Source organism: Rhodoferax sp. (assembly GCF_044236835.1).
Classification (GTDB): Bacteria; Pseudomonadota; Gammaproteobacteria; order Burkholderiales; family Burkholderiaceae_C; genus Allorhodoferax.
Genome location: NZ_JBIIGC010000007.1, coordinates 1 through 19,428 on the forward strand (window position 1 = coordinate 1; position 19,428 = coordinate 19,428).

General features: G+C 63.7%; 15 protein-coding genes. 3 read left to right on the top strand and 12 right to left on the bottom strand.

What is annotated here, in order from left to right; translation table 11 throughout:
- Both ssb and ACILRC_RS06425 read right to left on the bottom strand, forming a co-directional pair.
- Positions 1–494: single-stranded DNA-binding protein (ssb, locus tag ACILRC_RS06420; RefSeq protein WP_395668528.1), on the bottom strand; the 494-nt coding region annotated here is incomplete at its 3' end.
- Between the two features lie 23 nt (positions 495–517).
- Positions 518–1,741 carry an MFS transporter gene (locus ACILRC_RS06425; protein WP_395668529.1) on the bottom strand — a complete coding sequence of 408 codons (1,224 nt, stop codon included), beginning with the start codon at positions 1,739–1,741 and terminating at the stop codon, positions 518–520.
- Between the two features lie 109 nt (positions 1,742–1,850).
- On the opposite strand from ACILRC_RS06425, the gene uvrA reads away from it, so the two are divergent.
- The gene (gene uvrA, locus ACILRC_RS06430) at positions 1,851–4,961 is read left to right on the top strand and encodes an excinuclease ABC subunit UvrA (RefSeq protein WP_395668530.1); all 3,111 of its coding nucleotides are present in this window, start codon (positions 1,851–1,853) and stop codon (positions 4,959–4,961) included.
- Between the two features lie 118 nt (positions 4,962–5,079).
- On the opposite strand, the gene ACILRC_RS06435 is transcribed toward uvrA, so the two are convergent.
- The 9 genes from ACILRC_RS06435 to ACILRC_RS06475 form a co-directional block, all read right to left on the bottom strand.
- Entirely contained in the window at positions 5,080–5,889 is an 810-nt protein-coding gene (locus ACILRC_RS06435; protein WP_395668663.1) for a DUF3800 domain-containing protein, read from the bottom strand.
- A 2-nt stretch (positions 5,890–5,891) separates the two neighbouring features.
- Positions 5,892–8,987 carry a type ISP restriction/modification enzyme gene (locus ACILRC_RS06440; RefSeq protein WP_395668531.1) on the bottom strand — a complete coding sequence of 1,032 codons (3,096 nt, stop codon included), beginning with the start codon at positions 8,985–8,987 and terminating at the stop codon, positions 5,892–5,894.
- A gap of 74 nt (positions 8,988–9,061) precedes the next feature.
- On the bottom strand, positions 9,062–10,561 hold the full coding sequence (locus ACILRC_RS06445) for a DUF1501 domain-containing protein (protein WP_395668532.1): 1,500 nt from the start codon (positions 10,559–10,561) through the stop codon (positions 9,062–9,064).
- 9 nt (positions 10,562–10,570) lie between these two features.
- Positions 10,571–12,310: a DUF1800 family protein gene (locus ACILRC_RS06450; protein ID WP_395668533.1), complete on the bottom strand. Its 1,740-nt coding sequence runs from the start codon at positions 12,308–12,310 to the stop codon at positions 10,571–10,573.
- Between the two features lie 55 nt (positions 12,311–12,365).
- Complete coding sequence (gene pyrF, locus ACILRC_RS06455; RefSeq protein WP_395668534.1) at positions 12,366–13,250, bottom strand: orotidine-5'-phosphate decarboxylase; 885 nt, start codon at positions 13,248–13,250, stop codon at positions 12,366–12,368.
- 50 nt (positions 13,251–13,300) lie between these two features.
- Complete coding sequence (locus ACILRC_RS06460; protein ID WP_395668535.1) at positions 13,301–14,188, bottom strand: uracil-DNA glycosylase; 888 nt, start codon at positions 14,186–14,188, stop codon at positions 13,301–13,303.
- 9 nt (positions 14,189–14,197) lie between these two features.
- The gene (gene rimI / locus ACILRC_RS06465; RefSeq protein ID WP_395668536.1) at positions 14,198–14,680 is read right to left on the bottom strand and encodes a ribosomal protein S18-alanine N-acetyltransferase; all 483 of its coding nucleotides are present in this window, start codon (positions 14,678–14,680) and stop codon (positions 14,198–14,200) included.
- Positions 14,677–15,471 carry a tRNA (adenosine(37)-N6)-threonylcarbamoyltransferase complex dimerization subunit type 1 TsaB gene (gene tsaB / locus ACILRC_RS06470; RefSeq protein ID WP_395668537.1) on the bottom strand — a complete coding sequence of 265 codons (795 nt, stop codon included), beginning with the start codon at positions 15,469–15,471 and terminating at the stop codon, positions 14,677–14,679. The genes rimI and tsaB overlap by 4 nt, the downstream gene beginning before the upstream one ends.
- 34 nt (positions 15,472–15,505) lie before the next feature.
- Positions 15,506–16,510 (bottom strand): DMT family transporter, encoded by a 1,005-nt coding sequence (locus ACILRC_RS06475; protein ID WP_395668538.1) that lies wholly within the window; start codon positions 16,508–16,510, stop codon positions 15,506–15,508.
- Positions 16,511–16,555: 45 nt separating this feature from the next.
- Here ACILRC_RS06475 and dacB point away from each other — a divergent pair, with 45 nt between their 5' ends.
- Positions 16,556–18,061, top strand: a complete 1,506-nt coding sequence (dacB, locus tag ACILRC_RS06480) for a D-alanyl-D-alanine carboxypeptidase/D-alanyl-D-alanine-endopeptidase (protein WP_395668539.1) — start codon at positions 16,556–16,558, stop codon at positions 18,059–18,061.
- A gap of 11 nt (positions 18,062–18,072) precedes the next feature.
- Complete coding sequence (locus ACILRC_RS06485; protein WP_395668540.1) at positions 18,073–18,327, top strand: SemiSWEET transporter; 255 nt, start codon at positions 18,073–18,075, stop codon at positions 18,325–18,327.
- 21 nt (positions 18,328–18,348) lie between these two features.
- Here ACILRC_RS06485 and ACILRC_RS06490 read toward each other — a convergent pair whose 3' ends face one another.
- Positions 18,349–19,422 carry an L-threonylcarbamoyladenylate synthase gene (locus ACILRC_RS06490; RefSeq protein ID WP_395668541.1) on the bottom strand — a complete coding sequence of 358 codons (1,074 nt, stop codon included), beginning with the start codon at positions 19,420–19,422 and terminating at the stop codon, positions 18,349–18,351.
- Between the last annotated feature and the right edge of the window lie 6 nt (positions 19,423–19,428).

Sequence of the window (19,428 nt, forward strand, 5' to 3'; positions counted from 1 at the left end):
AACGGAATGTCGTCGTCCATATCGTCAAAGCCACTGGCCGGGCGCGCCGCCGCTGGCCGTGCTACGGGCGAAGGGGCTGCTGCGCGCGCACCCGCTGGTGCGCTAGGACGGCGCATGGGCGCTGGTGCCTCCTCACCGTCTTGCGGTGCGCCCATGCCCTCGCGGTTGCCCAGCAGTTGCAGTTCGGTCGCCACAATATCGACCGTGTTCTTCTCAACGCCCGAGGGGTCGGTGTATTTGCCGTACTTGAGTCGGCCTTCTACATAAATGGGGCGGCCCTTCTTCACATATTCACCCGCAATCTCCGCCAAGCGGTCGTAAAAGGTGACCCGGTGCCACTGGGTGTCTTCCACCATTTCGCCCGTGTTCTTGTCTTTGCGCCGGCTGCTGGTGGCTACGCTGACGTTGGCCACCGCTTGGCCCGAGGCCAGATAACGAATCTCCGGGTCACGCCCGCAGTTCCCCACCAAAATGACTTTGTTCACCGATGCCATAGCGTGCTCCTCAAGTTACGCAATTATCCCGGCTTTGCTGGGCTAGCCCGCGGCGGTCGCCCGGGTGCGACCATAGGCCATGCAACGACCAGCCACGCCAACATGCCCAGCGCGCACACACCGAACAACCAAGGCGATCCGCCCGGCTCAAACAGCGCGCCACCGACCAGGCCACCGGCAAAAAAACCAAACGACTGCAAGGTGTTGTACACGCCCAGCGATGCGCCGCGGATGTTTTTGGGCGACAGGCGCGATGCCATGCTGGGCATGCTGGCCTCCAGCACATTGAAGCCATAAAAAAACACGAACATCAGCAGCGACAGCAACAGCACCGAGGGACGGGCCGCCACCACCCCAGCTAGGGCCACTTCCACCAGCGCAATCAAGCCCACGGCCAACAGAAAAATGGCGCGCAAGCGGCCACGCCGCTCCATCGGAAACAAGGTCATGCCCATCAACACAAACGAGAGCCCCACCACCGGCAGGTACACCCACCAATGCTGGGCCTTGGGCAGCCCCGCCTGCACCAGCATGGACGGAATGGCAGTCCACATGGCCACTTGCACCGCGTGCAGCAAAAACACACCGAAGTTCAGCCGCAAGAGTTCGGGCGAGTCCAGTACGTCGCGCAAGCGCCCGCGCTGCAAACCCGCATCACGCACCGGCTCGGGCGGCACCCACAGGTGCAAGAGCACCACGCCCATCGCCGCCAATGCCCCGGTCACCAAGAACACCCCGGACAAACCCACTGCATTGGCCAACAAAGGCGCCACGCCCACCGACACTGCAAACACCAAGCCGATGCTGCCGCCAACCCAGGACATGGCCTGGGTGCGCACCACGTCGCGTGTCTGGTCGGCCAGCAAGGCCGTGGCCGCTGCCGACACCGCGCCCGAACCTTGCAGGGCGCGCGCCAGCACCATCCATCCCACGCTGGGTGCGAACGCGGCCAATACACTGCCCGCAGTGAACAGGCCCAAGCCCAGGGTGATCAGGCGTTTTCGGCCAAAGCGGTCAGAGGCCAAACCGAAGGGAATTTGAAACAGGCCTTGGGTTAGCCCAAAAATCCCCAGCGCCAGGCCCACCCAAGCGGGGTTGTCACCTCCGGGCAGATGGGCCACCTCCAGCGAGAACACCGGCAGCACCAAAAACAGTCCCAGCAAACGCAGGCTGCTGATGGTGGCCAGCGACGCACTCGAGCGCCGCTCCAGCGGGGTCAGGCGGTGGGGGTCGGCGGAGTCCGGCATCAGCGTGTTAGGGTGGGAGGCGGGGTGGGAAGAAGTGAGATACCAGCAGACGGCGCAGCGCGGTGACATTGTCTATCATGGCGGGTTGCCCTCCACGCATGCAAACACCTTGAACCACTCCGACGACCTCAAGCCCGAGGGCACCTACCTTGCCCGGGCTTTGCAGCAGCAGCACATCAGCATCCGCGGCGCGCGCACCCACAATCTCAAAAACATCGACCTCGACATTCCACGCAACCAGTTGGTGGTCATCACCGGGCTCAGCGGCTCGGGCAAGTCCAGCCTGGCCTTTGACACGCTGTACGCCGAGGGCCAACGCCGCTATGTGGAGAGCCTCTCCACCTACGCGCGCCAGTTCTTGCAGATGATGGACAAGCCCGATGTCGACATGATCGAGGGCCTGTCGCCCGCCATCTCCATCGAGCAAAAGGCCACCAGCCACAACCCGCGCTCCACCGTGGGCACCGTCACCGAAATCCACGACTACCTGCGCCTGCTGTTCGCCCGCGCCGGCACGCCGTTTTGCCCTGAGCACCAGCTGCCGCTGCAAAGCCAAACGGTGAGCCAGATGGTGGACGCTGTGCTGGCCCTGCCCGAAGACACGCGCCTGATGATTCTGGCGCCACTCGCGCGCGAGAAGAAGGGCGAGTTCCTCGAGGTGTTTGCAGACATGCAGGCCCAGGGCTATGTGCGCTTTCGCATCAACGGCCAGATCGTGGAGTTTGACGCCCTGCCCAAGCTTAAAAAGACCGAGAAGCACGATATCGATGTGGTGGTGGACCGCATCAAGGTCCGCCCCGAGCTCGCCCAGCGTCTGGCCGAAAGTTTTGAGGCCGCACTGCGCCTAGCCAACGGCCGCGCCATTGCGCTGGAGTTGGACGCAGCAGGCGATGCCAAGGCGGACGCCCCAGCAGCCAACACCACCAACGCATCGGGTACAGCCCATGGCGCCGCAGCACCCCGCCCGGCCAAAGAGCACCTGTTCAACGCCAAGTTCGCCTGCCCGGTGTGCAACTACTCGATTGCCGAACTCGAGCCCCGGCTGTTCTCTTTCAACTCGCCGGTGGGCGCCTGTCCCAGCTGCGACGGGCTGGGCCAGCAAGACTTCTTTGACCCGGCGCGGGTGGTAGCGTTTCCAGCCCTGAGCCTGGCCAGCGGCGCCATCAAGGGTTGGGACCGGCGCAACGGCTACTACTTTTCGATGCTGGAGAGCCTGGCCAAACACTACAAGTTTGACGTCGAGCGGCCGTTTGAGTCGCTGCCGCAAGCCGTCCAAAGCGCTATCTTGTTTAGCTCGGGCACGGAAGACATCAAGTTCAGTTACGTCATTGATTCGGGCGCATCGCAGGGCCGCAAGATCAGCAAGAAACACCCCTTCGAAGGCGTCATCCCCAATATGCAGCGGCGCTACCGCGAGACCGACTCGGCCCTGGTGCGCGAAGACTTGGCGCGCCTGCGCAGCACCCAGCCCTGCCCGGACTGCAAGGGCTCGCGCCTGCGAGTAGAGGCGCGCAACGTCAAGGTCGGCGAAGGCGCGCAGGCCCGCGCCATCTACGAGATCAGCCACGCCACGCTGCGCGACGCACTGGACTATTTCAACAGCTTGCAAATGCAGGGCGCGCGCGGCGAGATTGCCGCCAAGGTGGTGCGCGAAATCGGGCTACGCCTGAAGTTCTTGAACGATGTGGGGCTGAACTACCTCAGCCTGGACCGCAGCGCCGAAACACTCAGCGGCGGCGAGTCGCAGCGCATCCGCCTGGCCAGCCAAATCGGCTCCGGGCTGACTGGCGTGATGTACGTGCTCGACGAGCCCAGCATCGGCCTGCACCAGCGCGACAACGACCGCCTGATTGGCACCCTCAAGCACCTGCGCGACATCGGTAACAGCGTGCTGGTGGTCGAGCACGACGAAGACATGATGCGCGCTGCTGACCACCTCATCGACATGGGCCCGGGCGCCGGTGTACACGGTGGGCGCGTCATTGCGCAAGGCACGTTCGACGACGTGAAGGCGCACCCCGATTCGCTCACTGGCAAGTACCTGGCGCACACGCTCATCATCCCCCTGCCCCAGCGTCGCACGCCCTGGATTCCTACCGTCGCACTCAGTGCCGCCGAGAAAAAGGCGGCGAGCAAACCCGCTGGCAAGGGCGCGCCCAGCAAGGCCGCGCTGGCCTGGTCTGCGCGCCAGGCAGCGCACCTGGCCAACCAGGGCGATATGCAAACCATTCGGGTGGTCCATGCCACCGGCCACAACCTCCAAGGCGTGAGCGTGGAGTTTCCGGTGGGGCTGTTCACCTGCGTGACTGGTGTGTCGGGCTCGGGCAAGTCCACCTTGGTCAATGACACGCTGTACGCGGCGGTGGCACGACAGCTTTACCGCGCCCACGACGAGCCGGCCGCGCACGAGGCCATCGAAGGCATCGAGCACTTCGACAAGGTCATCAACGTGGACCAGTCGCCCATTGGGCGCACCCCGCGCTCCAACCCCGCGACCTACACCGGCCTGTTCACCCCCATTCGCGAACTGATGGCCGAGGTACCCACCGCACGCGAGCGCGGCTACGGCGCCGGGCGCTTTAGCTTCAACGTGGCCGGTGGTCGCTGCGAGGCCTGCCAGGGCGACGGCATGGTCAAAGTGGAGATGCACTTTTTGCCCGATGTGTACGTGCCCTGCGATGTCTGCGCAGGCCAGCGCTACAACCGCGAGACCTTGGAAGTGCTCTACAAGGGCAAGAACATCGCGCAGATTTTGGACCTCACGGTGGAGGCGGCCTACGAGTTTTTGCAAGCGGTGCCCACGGTGGCACGCAAGCTGCAAACGCTGCTCGATGTGGGCCTGAGCTACATCAAGCTCGGCCAAGCCGCAACCACGCTCTCAGGCGGCGAGGCGCAGCGGGTCAAACTAGCGCTTGAGCTGAGCAAACGCGACACCGGCCGCACCCTGTACATCCTGGACGAGCCCACCACCGGACTGCACTTTGCCGACATCGATTTGCTGCTCAAGGTGCTGCACCAATTGCGCGATGCCGGCAACACGATTGTGGTGATCGAGCACAACCTCGACGTCATCAAAACCGCCGACTGGGTGATCGACATGGGCCCCGAAGGCGGCGCCGGTGGCGGCACCGTGGTGGGCGTGGGCACGCCGGAGGACATTGCGGCCAACCCACAGAGTTTTACCGGACGGTACTTGGCGAAGCTGCTGGTGTGTGAATAAGTCTGTTGATATCCGGTGACCAAGTAGGTAAGATGCGCGGGTCCGGGGGCGAAATTCGGCTCCACGCCGTGTGTGATTCAGACCACAGTGCCTGACACCTATACCCCCGGCAATTCTTTCAGCCGCTGACTTTGGTCAGCGGCTTTTTCTTTGTGTAGTACACACCGTAAGGTGCCGCTCCGGTCTCATCGACTGCGTGAATCACTCCGACCTTGGGCCACAGCAACTCGATGTATCTCGATTCGCCCCGTTCATAGCGACGCTGCAACGCCCACAAAAAATAATCGGCGGCTTGCAGTGGCGCATCGTATGCCGGAGACGACTGGCGCACACGAATTTCACCCGCACTATTGCGCTGCCATTGGGCGTCAAATCGCTTACGCGCGGTGTCGAGTGCCCTGGATAAGGCCGCGCTACGGTCCGACTTGCCGCGCTCGGCAAAGCAAACATGCACTTCAGGCGTGAGGTGCAGGCGGTCTTTGAACAAACGCGAAACGAGCGTGTCATACAACTCGTTTGGGTTGTAGCGGTAGGAGACGTCGTTGCGATTGCGCTGCAGCACATAGTCGAGGACGCGTTGTTTGTCTCTTACCACCGCGTAAAACTGGACATCGTGGTCCATGAGCAAACGAAACACCTCACGACGCACCTCGGGCACGTCATCTTTGGCATGGAACGCCAACGCGGTCTTTCGGCGATGCGGCTGCATTGAGGGCACCGCTCGAAAGTAAGGGTCCGACACGAGTTGCGCACGCAATGCATCAAGCGACTTTGCCAACGCCTGTGGATCAGCCACTTCCAGCACCCCGAGCATAAAAAAACGGGAGCACCCTTCCCGCCCAGGCAGCACGTGACCCTTGGCATCAAACAAGGTCGGGTCGCCAGCCTCGTCAACAAAGTAGAAACGCGGGCGGGCTTCGGCCGCCATGCTCACCGCGCAACCCCCTTCATCGCCTCCGTCACCCGCACTGTCTCCACGCTCACAGTGGTGACGCGCATGAGGAGATCAATCACCTTTTCCTTGTAGTCCGAAAAGCGGTAGGTATCGAACTTTTCGCGGATGGTTGGGTCCTTGGGCTTGCGCTCCTTGTACTGGTCTAGCACCCACTCCAAGGCGCTGCGGTTGCCCAGCTTGTAAGCCCAGGCCTGTGGCGGAATGCCGCGCAGCGTGGTTTCGGTGTCCAGCGCGATGCTGCCCGCCGCCGTGTCTGCACGCAGCATCGCCTTGGGCGACAGACCGGCGTTGCGCGCGGCGGTGTCGGGCTGGTCGTGGCGCTGCAATGCAAAAGGCGCGACCGACTCGAAACCGATGTGCATCTGCATCAACGACTCACCCCAGGCCACCCACTGCCAGAAGCCGGCATAGAACGGAATGCGGGGGAATTCACGCTTGAGGTTTTGTGCGTATTTCTCGCGGTACACCGGGTCGTGCAGCACGGCGTAGCAGTAGTGAAAGATCGCTTCCTTGGTGATCTTGCGGGCGCCCTTGACTTTGACGGCTTCTTCGGCGTAGTGGGTGGTGAATTGCTTCAAAGCCCAGTCGGTGATGTTTTCTACTTTCTGGCCGGACTCATAACGAAAGAGTGGAAAACAAACGGAGTCACCATTCACATGGTAGTCAGGGAGCTTATCGGTACCGAGCGCACTGAATGGCTTGGTGCCGCCGAGGTCAAGCAGCATGGCCGTATTGGACTGATTGAGTCCAAAGAACTCGCGTTGCAAGTACTGCATTTCGTTTAGCTGCTTACTGAAGTAGAGGACCTCCATCACGAACGGTCGGTAAATCGACTTCGTCAGGAATTCCTTGGCGTAGGCATAAACGACCGATTTGCTCAGATCGTTCTTTACAGCGCGAGACCACTTGATGTTGTAAGCAAGCCGATCTTCTAGGCCGCGTCGCTCCTTGAGCACGCCCTTCAGCCGCATCCGTTCAGCGTTGTACTCGTCGATCAAAAAGCGAACCTTGTCTTCAACTTTTTGCGGGTCAAAGTCGTAAACCCATTCATCACGGGCAGTCACCACGCCGAGAGAAAACTTTCTGAAAATGGCCTTGACATCACGCGAGGTCTTCGCCGCCTTCGTCTCCTTGCTCGCCAGCGGCAGCAGCGTATCGAAGTCGTTGCTGGTCAGGTTGATCCAGTTGTTTTTCGGGTCTGGTCGAACCAGTTCGAAAACCCGATCACGCAATGGTGTCGCAGCGATGAAGTCAATTTTCTGTTGGGCTTTGGCATAGTCGCTGACCGCTTGGTACTTAATCTTGCAGCCCTTCAATTTTGGGTTTTTAACGCAGAACCAGATTGCGACACCAACCCGAATCTGGTCGTCGAACACATTGCCTGCCTCGCGCCGCCGCCGCTCACCACTCGTCCGGGCGTTGCCTTTGAGGTCCACAACCCATATCTCATTGAACTCGGACGCAATGACCTTTCTAAAGCCATCAAACGTACGGCTGTCGATGAATGAGTTGTTGCTTACAAACGCGACGATCCCGTTTTCATGGACTCGGTCGCTAGCCCACCGGAAAAACCGCGCATACATGTCGTACAGCTTGGTCTTTTGCGCGGTGCTCTCGGCGATGTAGGTTTGCTTGATGCGCGCATCGATGCCGGGGTATTTGCGGTTCTTGTTGTTGTCGTTTTCGTTGGCCTGGTTGGCGTTGTATGGCGGGTTGCCGATGACCACGCTGATGCGCTTGCTGTTTTGCCGCTTGATGCGGGCCACGTTTTCTTCGCTGACGCTGCCAAACAGTTCTGCTGTGGTGCCCTTGGCCGCGGTGTGCAGGCCCACGTTGTCCAGCGTGTCCACAAAGCACAGGTTAGGGAACTCGGCGTACTGGCCGGTGATGGCCGCATAGGTGGCCTCGATGTTCAGGTTGGCCACGTAGTAGGGCAGGATGGCCACTTCATTGGCGTGTAGTTCGTGAGCGTACTTGTGGGCGAGCTTTTTGGGTTGGCCGCGAAAGTGCTCCAGCAATTCGCAGATGTAGGTGCCCGTGCCGGTGGCTGGGTCGAGGATGTCTACGTCTTTGTCTATCAGGTTTTTGCCGAAGTGCTGCTCGCACAACCAGTCGGCACCATCGATCATGAAGCGCACGATTTCGTTGGGCGTGTAGACCACGCCCAGGCGGTCGGCGGCTTTGGTGTTGTAGACCTTGTAAAAGTTTTCGTAGATGACCTTCAAGAAGGTCTGCTTCTCGCTGTGGCTGCTGATTTGTGCTGCGGCTGCGCGAATGGCGGCGTAGTAAGTTTCCAGGCCCTTGAGTGTTTGCCTTTTCAGCGCGCCGGTGAAAAACTCGGCCTCCAGCGCATACAGCTCTTTGGCAACGTTGTTGTGCTGGTGAAAGTCGGAGTCGTCAAACACCTTGGCGAAGATCTCTTCGGTAAGGATGTGCTGGATCAGCATCTCGCGCACATCGGCGTCGGTGAGCGAGGGGTTGATAGCGTCTTGCGCATGGACCAAAAACTTGGCAGTGGCGGCGCGGTAACTTGCGTTGCTTTGAACCTGCGTGTCCATCATGGCGCGCAGCGCCTCCAGCACCGCTGGCAGATCGGTTTTGAACTGCTCCACCGCTGTGCGAAAGCCCGCGATCTCGGCGCGCTCGTAAGAGAAATACAGCTTGAGCAGCTTGGACAGCGCCACGGTGTCTGTCATGTCGCAGCGCATGACCTCTTGCCGGTTTTGCCAAAGCACGGCCTGCGCGTCGTCGCTGAAGATGATGTTGTCTTGGGGGTAGCCCTTTTTGAACTTCTTGCTGACCTCGGCGTCGAGGTCATCGTTCGCATCTTTCGCTTCCCAGTACCCCAAAGGCATGCGCAGTTCGTGCAGCAGCGCGCCGTCGATATTGATGTTGGTTTTGGTGGCAGTTTTGAGTGGGAACTCCGCCAAAAACACCAGTCCGTCTTGCCGCCCCCAGGCTTTGAGCAAGTCCTTGAACGCTTCGCGAATGATGGTCTCGCGGCTGCTGCCGCTGACCCGCTTGATAACGTCGAGTTCTTTGAGGTAGTGGTTAATCAGTTGCTGGCTCATAGGCAATTGCGTCGTTTGCAGACGAAAAATGGCGAGGCCATTGTCACACCTGCACCAATGCAGCTACTGAGCCTTCAAGCCATGAACCCCAAATCCAGCGGGTACGCCGGTGTGCCGAAGTTCACCAGGTTGGGCAGCACGCCGGGCAGCTCGGCACTGCTGACGCCAAACCAGCGGGCCAGGGTGGCCGCGTACTGGTCGACCGAGGTGCTGGGCAGCAAGCGGCCTTGGCCTACGTGCCACTGGTTGGCTGGCAGGTAGTTGCCCGCGCTGTCTTTGGTGTCGGCCACGCTGATGGGCGGGGCGGTTCCGTAGAAGCGCTGGCCGCGCACCGCGCCGCCGACCACAAAGTGGTGGCTGCCCCAGCCGTGGTCCGAGCCGTCGCCGTTGGAGGCCAGGGTTCGGCCGAAGTCGGACGCGGTGAATGCAGTCACTTGCTGGGCCAAACCCAGCTCGACGGTGGCGTCGTAGAACGCTTTCATGGCGTCGCTCACCTTGCCCAACAGGCCGCCGTGGTCGCGGATCAGGTTGTCGTGCAAATCGAAACCACCCAAAGACACCAAAAACACTTGGCGGCGCACGCCCAGAGCGTTTCTGCCCTGGATGAGGCGGGCCACCATTCTGAGTTGGTCTGCGAGCGTGTTGCCGGAGGGAAACACAGTGGCTAAGGGGGTGGCTGCGCCCTGCGCCAAGGCGGCGGTCACCACGCCCTCGGCGTTGATGGCGCGGGCGGTGACCTTGGTGTATTCGTTCTCCAGCGTGTGCGGGCGCACTTGCGCAATCAGGCTGCGCATGGCGGCACTCACCGCCGTAGAGCCATACACCGATGCGCCTTGGACTGCCGCATTGACCTTGATTGCACCGCCGGTGCTCACCTGGTACTGCAAGGCCGAGTCGCCCGAGAGGTAGACCGCGTTGCCCGTCACCGACATGCAGGTGAAGCTGGCGGATGCCGTATTGAGGTCCAGGGCCCGATCGCCAACTTTTCCGCCCCAGCCCACCGTGGAGCCTTCTGGAGATGACGACTGCCACACCGACTGCTGGTCGTTATGGGAAAACAACTGGGGCGGGCGCGGAAAGTTGGTGCGGTCGGTGCTGAGGTACTGCGCACGCGTCAAGGGTTTGACCAGGGGGCCCACATTGAGTTGGACTGCCGCCTGGCCCGCATTGAACAGGCCGGCCAAGGCCGCCATGGACGGGTGCAGCGCAAACTGGCGGGGCACGCCCAGCGCGTCCACCGGCGCGCTGGCCGGCGTGAGCGCAGTGGCGGCCAGTGCGTCGTAGGCCAAAGCGATGCCGCCTGCGCTGCGGCCTGCACCGCCACCGCGGATGGTGCTGTACTGGTCGTACGCGGCGGCATCGAACGGCACCACGGTATTGGCATGGTCGTTGCCGCCGTACAGGAAAACACAGACCAGGGCCTTGTAGTCCCCCGGGCTGGCCTCGAAGGCGGCCGCCTCGCCCAAGGCCGCCAGGTTGATCGCCAGCGGCCATGCCGCGCTGCCCAACGCTAGCTGACCTGTGCGGCGCAAAAAGCTGCGCCGGTCGGGGCTGTGGGGGTACGGATGGGACATGGGCTGGCTCTACTTTTGCACCAGGTATTCGGGCGCGGACATGACCATCAGTACCGCCGCATAGACGCGGTTGCGGCTGCGTGCCTCAGTGCCGCTGGGCATGGCCTGCACGGCGTTGGCGATCAGGTCCCGGTTGGAGGCGGACAGCTGATTGGCGCACAGCAGCAAGTTCAGGCGGTCCACCAGCGCCTGCGCCGAGGACGCCAAGGGCAGCTCTTGCACGTAGCTTGCCTTCATGTCGCCACTGGCAATGCCGCCCGAGATAAAGCCCTGCATGCAGTTGATGTAGCCAGCCACGCTGGTCTCGTTGACCAACTGAAACTCCGGTGCCACCGCACCAGCCACCAGCGCACTGGCGGGCGGCACGTACCCCGGGCGAAAGAAGTTGAACACCGACGGCGAGCGCAAGGGACTTTGCCCCAATTGGGAGCCGGGGTTGCTCATGTCGTTCATTTTCCAATCGCCGCTGGCCGAGGCCAAACCAAAAGTGCGGCCCCACTGCACCAGACGCAGCATCGGCTCGCGCAGCTTGCCAAATGCGGAAGCACCTAGCCCCCAGGGCGCACGCGCTTCGTCGTCTTGCAAAATGGCGCGGTACACCGCTGCCAGGTCACCACGCACACCCGCGCCGTTGTTGGAAAACACGTTGGCAACCCGGCGTACGTAGGCCGGGCTGGGGTTGCTGGTGACCAGCCGCTGTATGAGCTGCTTGCACACAAACGGCGCGGTGTTGGCGTGGTTAAACAGGGTGTCCAGCGCCGCTTTGAGCCCATTGGCGGGGTCGGTGGGCAGCGTCACACCGAACACCACCGGCACCACTTGCGAATGGTTGTTGCCCACCTGCACAAGCGGTCGACGCACGTAGTGGGTGCTGGGTATTCTGCGGGTTCCGCCGCCAGTCTGTGGAATAACGGTGTAAACGGTTTGGCTGTGGTCCAGGTCGTAGCCGGTGAACACTTGGGCCAAGCTGCTCACATCCGCCGAGGTGTAGCTGTCCACGGGCCGGCCGTCCACCATGCGCGGCGTGCCGTCGGGGAGCAGCTCCACCAAGCCAATGGTGAAGAGCTGCATGACCTCGCGCGCGTAGTTTTCGTCGGGCTGGCTGCCGCGCCCATCGGCCTTTTTGTTGCCTTTGGTGTTGAGGTAGTAGCCCATGGCCACGTTGAGCGTGACCGCCTCCAGCAGCTCGCGGTAGTTGCCAAACGCATGGGCGCACAGGGTGTCCCAGTAGTGAGCGGCCGCATGGCTGCGCCAACTGAAATCCAATCCATTGAGCGAGACCACAAAGATCTCGGAGAGCGCCAGCGCCATGCGCTTGCGCGGCGCATCCGGCGCGGTCATGAGCTGGTTCCAGACCATGTGGTCACCGGGCGTCTTGCTGTCGTAGTAGTTGGCCGGGTTGTAAACCTCGCCATAGCCCTTGCTCTCCAGCCAGTCCCAGCCGGTGGGCCCCACGGGCTGGGTGCATTGCGCTTGCAGCCACGGACCAAAGCCTTGCGCACGCACCGCCGCAATCTCGGCATCGCTGGCAGACAACTGCGCCTGCAACAAGAACCGCGCCGCCTCGGCGTCGCTGCCCGCGCTCGGATAGGCAAACGCGGCGCTAGACGGAGCCACAGCCGTGCCTTGGGCCGATGACCCAGCGCCGCCACCGCCGCCGCAGGCTGCCAGTGGGCTGGTGGCCAAGGCCGCAAGCACTGCGCGCTGTGTGCTCGGTGGGCGCGCCTGTGAGGTCGTAGAACAATTCATTTGGCCAAGAGGTTACCCCAGGCCGTCCGCAGTTTCGAGTGACCAAACGCACGGATTACGCCTCCAATGAGTCGACCGGCACAGAGCCAAGGGCGCGTGCGGCGTGCAGCGCATCGCGGGTGGTTTGGGCCACCGCACGGGCAGCTTGCGCAAAGTCGACGCCGCTGGATGCGTACAACACGGCGCGCGAGGAATTCACCACGATCGGGGCGGTGGTGTGGCCGGCGGCGCTTCGGTAACCGGCGCGCACCGTGGCCACGGCATCGCCGCCTTGTGCTCCCACGCCCGGGATCAGCAACGGCACGGTGGGCGCCACTTGGCGCACCCGCTCAATCTCGGCGGGGTAGGTCGCACCCACCACCAAGCCAAGCTGGCCATTGGTGTTCCACGGGCCTTGCACCAACTCGGCGATGTGCTCGAACAAGCTCGGGCGACCGGGCTGGTCGGCCAAGTGCTGGTTTTGCAGGTCGTCACCGCCAGGATTGGAGGTCCGGCACAGCACGAAAGCGCCCTTGCCGTGGTAGCGCAAATAAGGCTGCAGCGAATCGAAACCCATGAAGGGCGAGAGCGTGACGCAGTCGGCACCGTAGCGCTCGAACGCTTCTTTAGCGTATTGCTCGGCGGTGCTGCCGATGTCGCCGCGCTTGGCGTCGAGGATCACCGGGATACCGGGCGCTACCGAGCGGATGTGGGCTACCAGGCGCTCCAACTGCGCTTCGGCGCGGTGGGCCGCAAAGTAGGCGATCTGCGGCTTGAACGCAATCACCAGATCGGCGGTGGCGTCCACGATGTGGGCACAAAAATCAAAGATGCGCGCAGCGTCGCCACGCAGACCCTGGGGAAACTTGGCCGGCTCGGGGTCCAACCCCACGCACAGCAAAGACTGGTTGCGCAGCTCGGCGTTGTGGAGTTGTTCTAAAAATGTGAGGTTGGAGGTCATGGTGCGGTAAGTCTTGGATTGGATTGCGGGTGGGCTCGGTGCGCTGTCGGCTAGTTGGGGCGCACGCCATCAACCACCTCGGCGGCCAGGCACAGATCCACCCATGCCTTGGCCTTGTCGGCCGGGTTGCGAAGCAGCGCCTTGGGGTGGTAGGTGGGCAGCACCGCAATACCGCGGTAGTGGTGCACCTGCCCACGCAACTTGCCCAGCGGCAAGGTGGCGAGCTCGGGCGTCTCGCCCAGCAGCAGTTGGTTGGCAAACCGGCCCATGGCCAGAATCACCTTGGGTTGCACCAAGGCAATTTCGCGTTGCAGGTAAGTGGCGCACTGGGCCAAATCGTTGGCTTGCACCAGGGTCCCGTGCGGCGGGCGGCACTTGACCACATTGGTCACATACGCCAGCGCAGCAGGCGCGACGATACCTGCGCCGGGGGTGGCCCCAAGATGCGCGTGAGGACGCGCCTCAGGGTCTGCGGCAGGGCGTGCTTCAGACTGCGCATGGGAGTCTTCGGCTGACTTGGTACTGCGCGTCAGGCCCAGCGCAGCCAACATGTTGTCCAGCAGCACGCCCGCGTCGTGCACAAAGGGCCTACCGACCGCGTCTTCAGCTTCGTCGGGCGGGTCACCCACCACCATCCAGTCGGCATGGCCCGTGATGGGCAACAAGGTGCTGCGGCTGCGCCCGGCGCACAAACCACAGGCTTGGCACTGGGCCGCCGCCTGCTGCAAGTCCGTCCAGCCCGCACTGTCGAGGGGTCGTGTGGGCGCGTGGAGCGCCGCAACCGCACGCGGGGCCGCTTGCGCCGGTGCGGCGCCGGCGTCGCGCATGGCATCGCTTGCGCCCGGCGTAGAAGCAACCGTGTCGGCGATAGGCAGCCAGACGTGCACACCCATTTCTTCCAGCATGGCGCGTTGGCGGGCGTCGAGGTCCAGGGGCATGGCGGTTGGCTACAGGCGAAGGCACATGACCAGGGCGTCTTCGCGCTGGCCGTGGGCTGCAGGGTAATAGGCTTTGCGCTGGCCCACACGTCGAAAACCTGCGGCCTCGTACACCTGCAGGGCGCGTGCGTTGCCGGTGCGCACTTCCAGCCACAGCCACTGCGCGCTGTGGCCGCGCGCCCAGATCGACAGCGCCTCCAGCAACAGCTTCGCCCAGCCCTGTCCTTGAAACTCGGGCGCAACCGTGAGGTTGAGCAGGTGCACCTCGTCCACCCCCCGCATGGCCACGAAGTAGCCCACCAACACGGAGTCGCCGGCGACCAACATCTGGGCCTCGTAGCCTGCATGCAAAGCGTCCAAAAAGTTCACCCGCGACCAGGGGTGGGCGTAGGCACGCTGCTCCACCCGCATTACCGCATCCAGGCGGCTTGCCAGCAGCGGCGCAAACGCCACCTGCGTGGTCGCAGCCAGGGGTTGCATCTGCGCGCTCATACCGGCTCCCCACTTGTCGCTGCGCCCATCGCCGCGTTGGCTGATGCCTGCGCTGCCTTGGCTGCGGCACGCTCTGCGCTGGTCTGGGCCACCTTGTCCCGGATGTAGGTGGGCATGGCCTGGTGCGCGGCCACCGCCGCGCCTTCGGCGAGCAACTGGGGTGCCAAGCGCAGCATGGCCGTGGCAGTGGGCGCGGCCTCCAGGCGCTGCACACCCAGCATTGCCGGCGAGGTCACGGCAGGCGACACCAAACGCGCGCCATAGCTGGCAAACACATTGCCGGCAAGCACGGCCTGCAAGCCATCGCTGGGCCTGGGCGGGTTGATCGCCTCCGGCCGCAACAGCGTGGCATCCTGCAGCGTCTGCCAGCGCTGGTCGCGGTACGCAAAGGTGGCGGTGTAGATTTCGTCCATGCGCGCGTCAAGGAGCGCGGTGATTTGCAGCGCAAGCGCGGGCGCCAAATGGCTAAAGCGCGCGTCTTCGGCCACCGCCAGCAGCGAGTTGATCGGCAGCACCGGCACGTCCGCGCCAAAGGCCAAGCCCTGCGCCACCGCACAGGCGGTGCGCAAACCGGTGAACGACCCCGGACCGCTGCCAAAACAAATGGCGTCCAGGCTGCGCAGGTCCAGCTCGGCTTGGCGCAGCAAGTCCAGGATGACGGGGATCAACGCCATGGACGCGTTCGCGCCGCCAGCGGCTTGGTGCTGCCAGACGCGCACCGTGCCCCTGTCAGGGCGGCAGACCGCTACCGACATGGTCTCGGTGCCGGTGTCAAACGCCAGCAGCTTCATGGCGTGAGGGCCTTCATGCTCGTGACGCACGCGTTCATGCTTTGGCCACCGCCTTGCGAACGCCAAACACAATGCCCAGCGTCACCATCGACAGGCCCAGAAGCACATTCCAGGGCAAGGGCTCGGCCAAAAACACCGCCGCCGACACTGCCGACAGGCCCGGCACCAGCGCGGTGATCATGGTGGAGCGCACCGGGCCGTAGTGCCGAATCATCAGGTTGAAGGTGATGCCGGAAATCACCACCGAGCCCACGCCTTGGAGCAGCATTTGCAGCAGCACATCGCCCACCGGCGCGGTGAACACATGGCCCACCACCCACCCTTGCCAGAGCGCCACGGTGTAGACCGGAAAGAAGGTGAAAAACGCAAACACCGTAATGGCGGTGGTGGCGTGCACCGCCTGCAGCGCGTGCTTGCGCACCAGCACGCTGTAAATCGCCCAGGTGATAGAGCCGGCCACAAACAGCAAATCACCGCGCCACACACCGTCGCCCAGGTCCGAGCGCAGCAGGCTTGCGCCACCGACCAACAGGTCACCCACGACGATTAGCACCAGTCCCACCGCGCGCGACGCGCCGATGCGGTCGCCTAACAATATCCAAGCCACCAGTGCGGTCCAAAAAGGCAGGCTGCCGGGCAACAGCACCGAGGCGTGCGCTGCCGGCGCAAACACAAAACCCGAATACGCCAGCATCGCGTAGAGCAGGCCGCCAAAAAAACCGATCTGAACCGTGATGCCAAGGGGCAGTGGCGAAAACCCGCCCATGGAGCCAGCGGTTGCAGCCTGCCCGGCTTCCCGCTGGCGTTGGCGCGCAGTGCGCGTGATCCACCAGCCCAGCGGAACCAGCACCAGAGCCGCGCCCACCAGCCTGGCGTAGACGATGTCAAACGGGGTCAAGGTCGGCGCGCGCGCCGGGTCTGCGAAGGCGCGGGCCACCACGATGAAGCCGGTCCAGATGCACACCGTCACCACCGCAGCCAGTGCGCCGACCACCTTGGGGGACAAAGCCAGGAACGGGGCACGGGCTTGGAAAAGCATGGCCGGATTATCGGGCCAGCGCAGGCGCACCGGATAATGCGCGCCATGCTGTTTGCCCGCGTCTTCCAATGGTTTGCTGTGCCCACCCGCTGGCAATCCTGCAAGCGCTGCGTTGGCCTTTCCCTGTGGGCGAGCGCCGCTGCGTGGGCCAGCACCCCGGCCTACGCACTGCCCGCCGCGGTGGACGCCGCATTGGCCCGTGCCGGTGTACCGCGCGAGGCCGTCTCGGTGGTGCTGGTGGAAGCCGATCCCAACAGCCGCGCAAGCCCGCGCCTGACACACCGCGCCAATGAGCCCATGCACCCGGCCTCCGTCATGAAGCTGGTCACGACCTACGCCGCGCTGGACCTGCTGGGTCCGACCTTTACCTGGCGCACCCAGGTGTTCATCGAGGGCGCGGTACGCGATGGCACGCTCTTTGGAAATGTGTACCTCAAAGGCCAGGGCGACCCGCAACTGGTGCACGAGCGGCTGTGGCTGCTGCTGCGGCGACTGCAAGGCATTGGCATCCAATCCATCGCCGGCGACATCGTGCTCGACCGCAGTGCTTTTGACGTGACCACCACCGACCCGGCGGCCTTCGACGGCGAGCCACTGCGGCCCTACAACGTGGGGCCCGACGCGCTCCTCATCAATTACAAGGCGGTGGTGATGACCTTCACCCCGGACCGCACCAGCGACCGCGCGATGGTGCAGTTCGACCCTCCGCTGTTCGGGGTTCAAATGCAGGTTAGCGTGCCCTTGGGGATGGGCCCTTGCAGCGCGTACCCGCAGTCACTACAAGCCGATTTTTCTGACCCACTGCGCATCCGTTTTGCGGGCAACTACCCGGCAAGCTGCGGTGAAAAAGCCTGGCCCATTGCCTATGCCGACCCCACGAGCTACGCCAGCCGCGCGGTGCACGGCCTGTGGCTGGCCATGGGCGGCACTCTGGCCGGTGCGACCCGCTACGGCGCGGTGCCCCCCGCAGTGGCAGCCACCGCGCCCACGCTGGAAGTGCGTTCACCCACCCTGGCCGAGGTGGTGCGCGACACCAACAAGTTCAGCAACAACGTGATGGCCCAGCAGATCTTTCTGACCTTGGCGGCACCGGACAGCGCCACTGCCAACGCCACCGCAACGACCACCATCACAGCCAAGCGCTTTGAGGCGGCGCGCGCTGCGGTGCTGCAGTGGTGGAAGCAGCGCATCTCGACCGACGCGCCTTGGGTGCTGGACAACGGCTCGGGGCTATCGCGCCAAGAACGCATCAGCGCCCAGGCCTTGGCGCGCTTGCTGCAAGTGGCATATGGCTCGGCGTACATGCCAGAGTTCGTGGCGTCGCTCCCGATTGCCGGCCTGGACGGTACGCTGCGACGTAGCCCGATGCCCACGCAAGGCAGCGCCCACCTGAAAACCGGGTCTCTGAGTAACGTGCTGGCGCGTGCGGGCTATGTAGACGCTGCCAGCGGCAAGCGCTATGTGCTGGTGGCCATGATCAACCATGCCAACGCACAGGCCGCACGTGGCGCCATGGACGCGCTGCTCGACTGGGCCATCCAAGACCGATAACCCCTCCTGCCATGCAAACCACCGACATCATCGGCGCCATCGCCGCCACCCTGACCACCCTGTCCTTCATGCCCCAGGTGCTGCACACATTGCGAACCAAGGACGTGAGCGGCATCTCCCTGGGCATGTACAGCGTTTTCACCCTGGGTGTGTCGCTGTGGCTGGTGTACGGAATCATGCTGGGCGAACTTCCGATCATCGTGGCCAACGCCATCACAGTGGCCCTGGCCAGCACGATTTTGTGGATGAAGCTGCGCTACCGCTGAGGTGCGCAGGCCCTGGCGGCCTTAGGCGCTGGCGCGCTGCAAGCGGTCGCGCACACCGTCCCACAGGGCTTCGTTGGGCGGGGCTTCCACCCAAATCTGTTCCACGCCCAGGTCATCCAACGCGCGCAATACTGCAAACAAAGCGTGCGCAGCAGCAGCCGCGTCGCTGGGCATGCGCCGCAGCAGAACCTGCGGCGCAGCGCAGCGCAAGGTGCTGCGGGCGTACACCGCCAGCACCGGCTGTGCCGACGTCAGCGCAGCAAGCCCATCCAACGCGGCTTGCAAGTTGGCAGCGTCCATCAGTTGAACCCGGGCGCGGGGTGCGTAATGCGAGGCCAAGGTGCCGGGGGCGCGAGGCGCTGGCGGCTGCGCAGCATCCACGCTCGCGGCAGGCGCCGCAGCGCGTACCACTTGTCCGCAAGCGGCCTCCAGCTCGGCGCGGCCGATGCTGCCCGGGCGCAGCACCACCGGCGCACCACGGGTGCAATCGACAATGGTGGACTCGATGCCCACCGTGCACGGGCCGCCATCCAAAATCAGCAAGCCTTCGGCCAAAGTCTGGCCGAACTCGCTTTGCACATGCGCAGCCAGCGTAGGACTGACGCGCCCGAACCGATTGGCACTGGGTGCAGCCAGGCCCCACACCGGCTCTGACGTGCCGTTGTGGCGCAGCGCCGCGAGCACAGCCTGGGCCACCGGGTGGGCCGGGCAGCGCAAGGCAATGGAGTCTTGCCCCGCTGCCGCGGCATTGGCCACGCCCTCGCGGCGCGGCAGTATCAAGGTGAGTGGCCCGGGCCAAAACGCCGACATCAGTTGCTGCGCAAACGCCGGGATCGAGGCCGCGTAGTGCGCCACCCCGGCCATGCCACCGTCTTGCGCCGACACATGGACGATCAAGGGATGGCTGGCCGGTCGTCCCTTGGCTGCAAAAATCCGGGCCACCGCAGCGGTCTGGTCGGCGTCAGCCGCCAGGCCGTACACCGTCTCGGTGGGCAGGCCGACCAAGCGGCCTTCGCGGATGGCGTGCACCGCCTGGGCCAAGGAGGGCTGGCACAGCGCCGTGCTGTGGGCGCTCTCGTAAGCGGGAACGATCATGGCGCG

Excerpts from the sequence above, each read along its gene's own strand:
- ACILRC_RS06475 (WP_395668538.1), bottom strand. The coding sequence starts at position 16,510 with ATGCTTTTCCAAGCCCGTGCCCCGTTCCTGGCTTTGTCCCCCAAGGTG.
- ACILRC_RS06460 (WP_395668535.1), bottom strand. The coding sequence starts at position 14,188 with ATGCCCCTGGACCTCGACGCCCGCCAACGCGCCATGCTGGAAGAAATG.
- tsaB (WP_395668537.1), bottom strand. The coding sequence starts at position 15,471 with ATGAAGCTGCTGGCGTTTGACACCGGCACCGAGACCATGTCGGTAGCG.
- ACILRC_RS06485 (WP_395668540.1), top strand. The coding sequence starts at position 18,073 with ATGCAAACCACCGACATCATCGGCGCCATCGCCGCCACCCTGACCACC.
- ACILRC_RS06440 (WP_395668531.1), bottom strand. The coding sequence starts at position 8,987 with ATGAGCCAGCAACTGATTAACCACTACCTCAAAGAACTCGACGTTATC.
- dacB (WP_395668539.1), top strand. The coding sequence starts at position 16,556 with ATGCTGTTTGCCCGCGTCTTCCAATGGTTTGCTGTGCCCACCCGCTGG.
- pyrF (WP_395668534.1), bottom strand. The coding sequence starts at position 13,250 with ATGACCTCCAACCTCACATTTTTAGAACAACTCCACAACGCCGAGCTG.
- ACILRC_RS06450 (WP_395668533.1), bottom strand. The coding sequence starts at position 12,310 with ATGAATTGTTCTACGACCTCACAGGCGCGCCCACCGAGCACACAGCGC.
- ACILRC_RS06425 (WP_395668529.1), bottom strand. The coding sequence starts at position 1,741 with ATGCCGGACTCCGCCGACCCCCACCGCCTGACCCCGCTGGAGCGGCGC.
- ACILRC_RS06490 (WP_395668541.1), bottom strand. The coding sequence starts at position 19,422 with ATGATCGTTCCCGCTTACGAGAGCGCCCACAGCACGGCGCTGTGCCAG.
- rimI (WP_395668536.1), bottom strand. The coding sequence starts at position 14,680 with ATGAGCGCGCAGATGCAACCCCTGGCTGCGACCACGCAGGTGGCGTTT.
- ACILRC_RS06435 (WP_395668663.1), bottom strand. The coding sequence starts at position 5,889 with ATGGCGGCCGAAGCCCGCCCGCGTTTCTACTTTGTTGACGAGGCTGGC.
- ACILRC_RS06445 (WP_395668532.1), bottom strand. The coding sequence starts at position 10,561 with ATGTCCCATCCGTACCCCCACAGCCCCGACCGGCGCAGCTTTTTGCGC.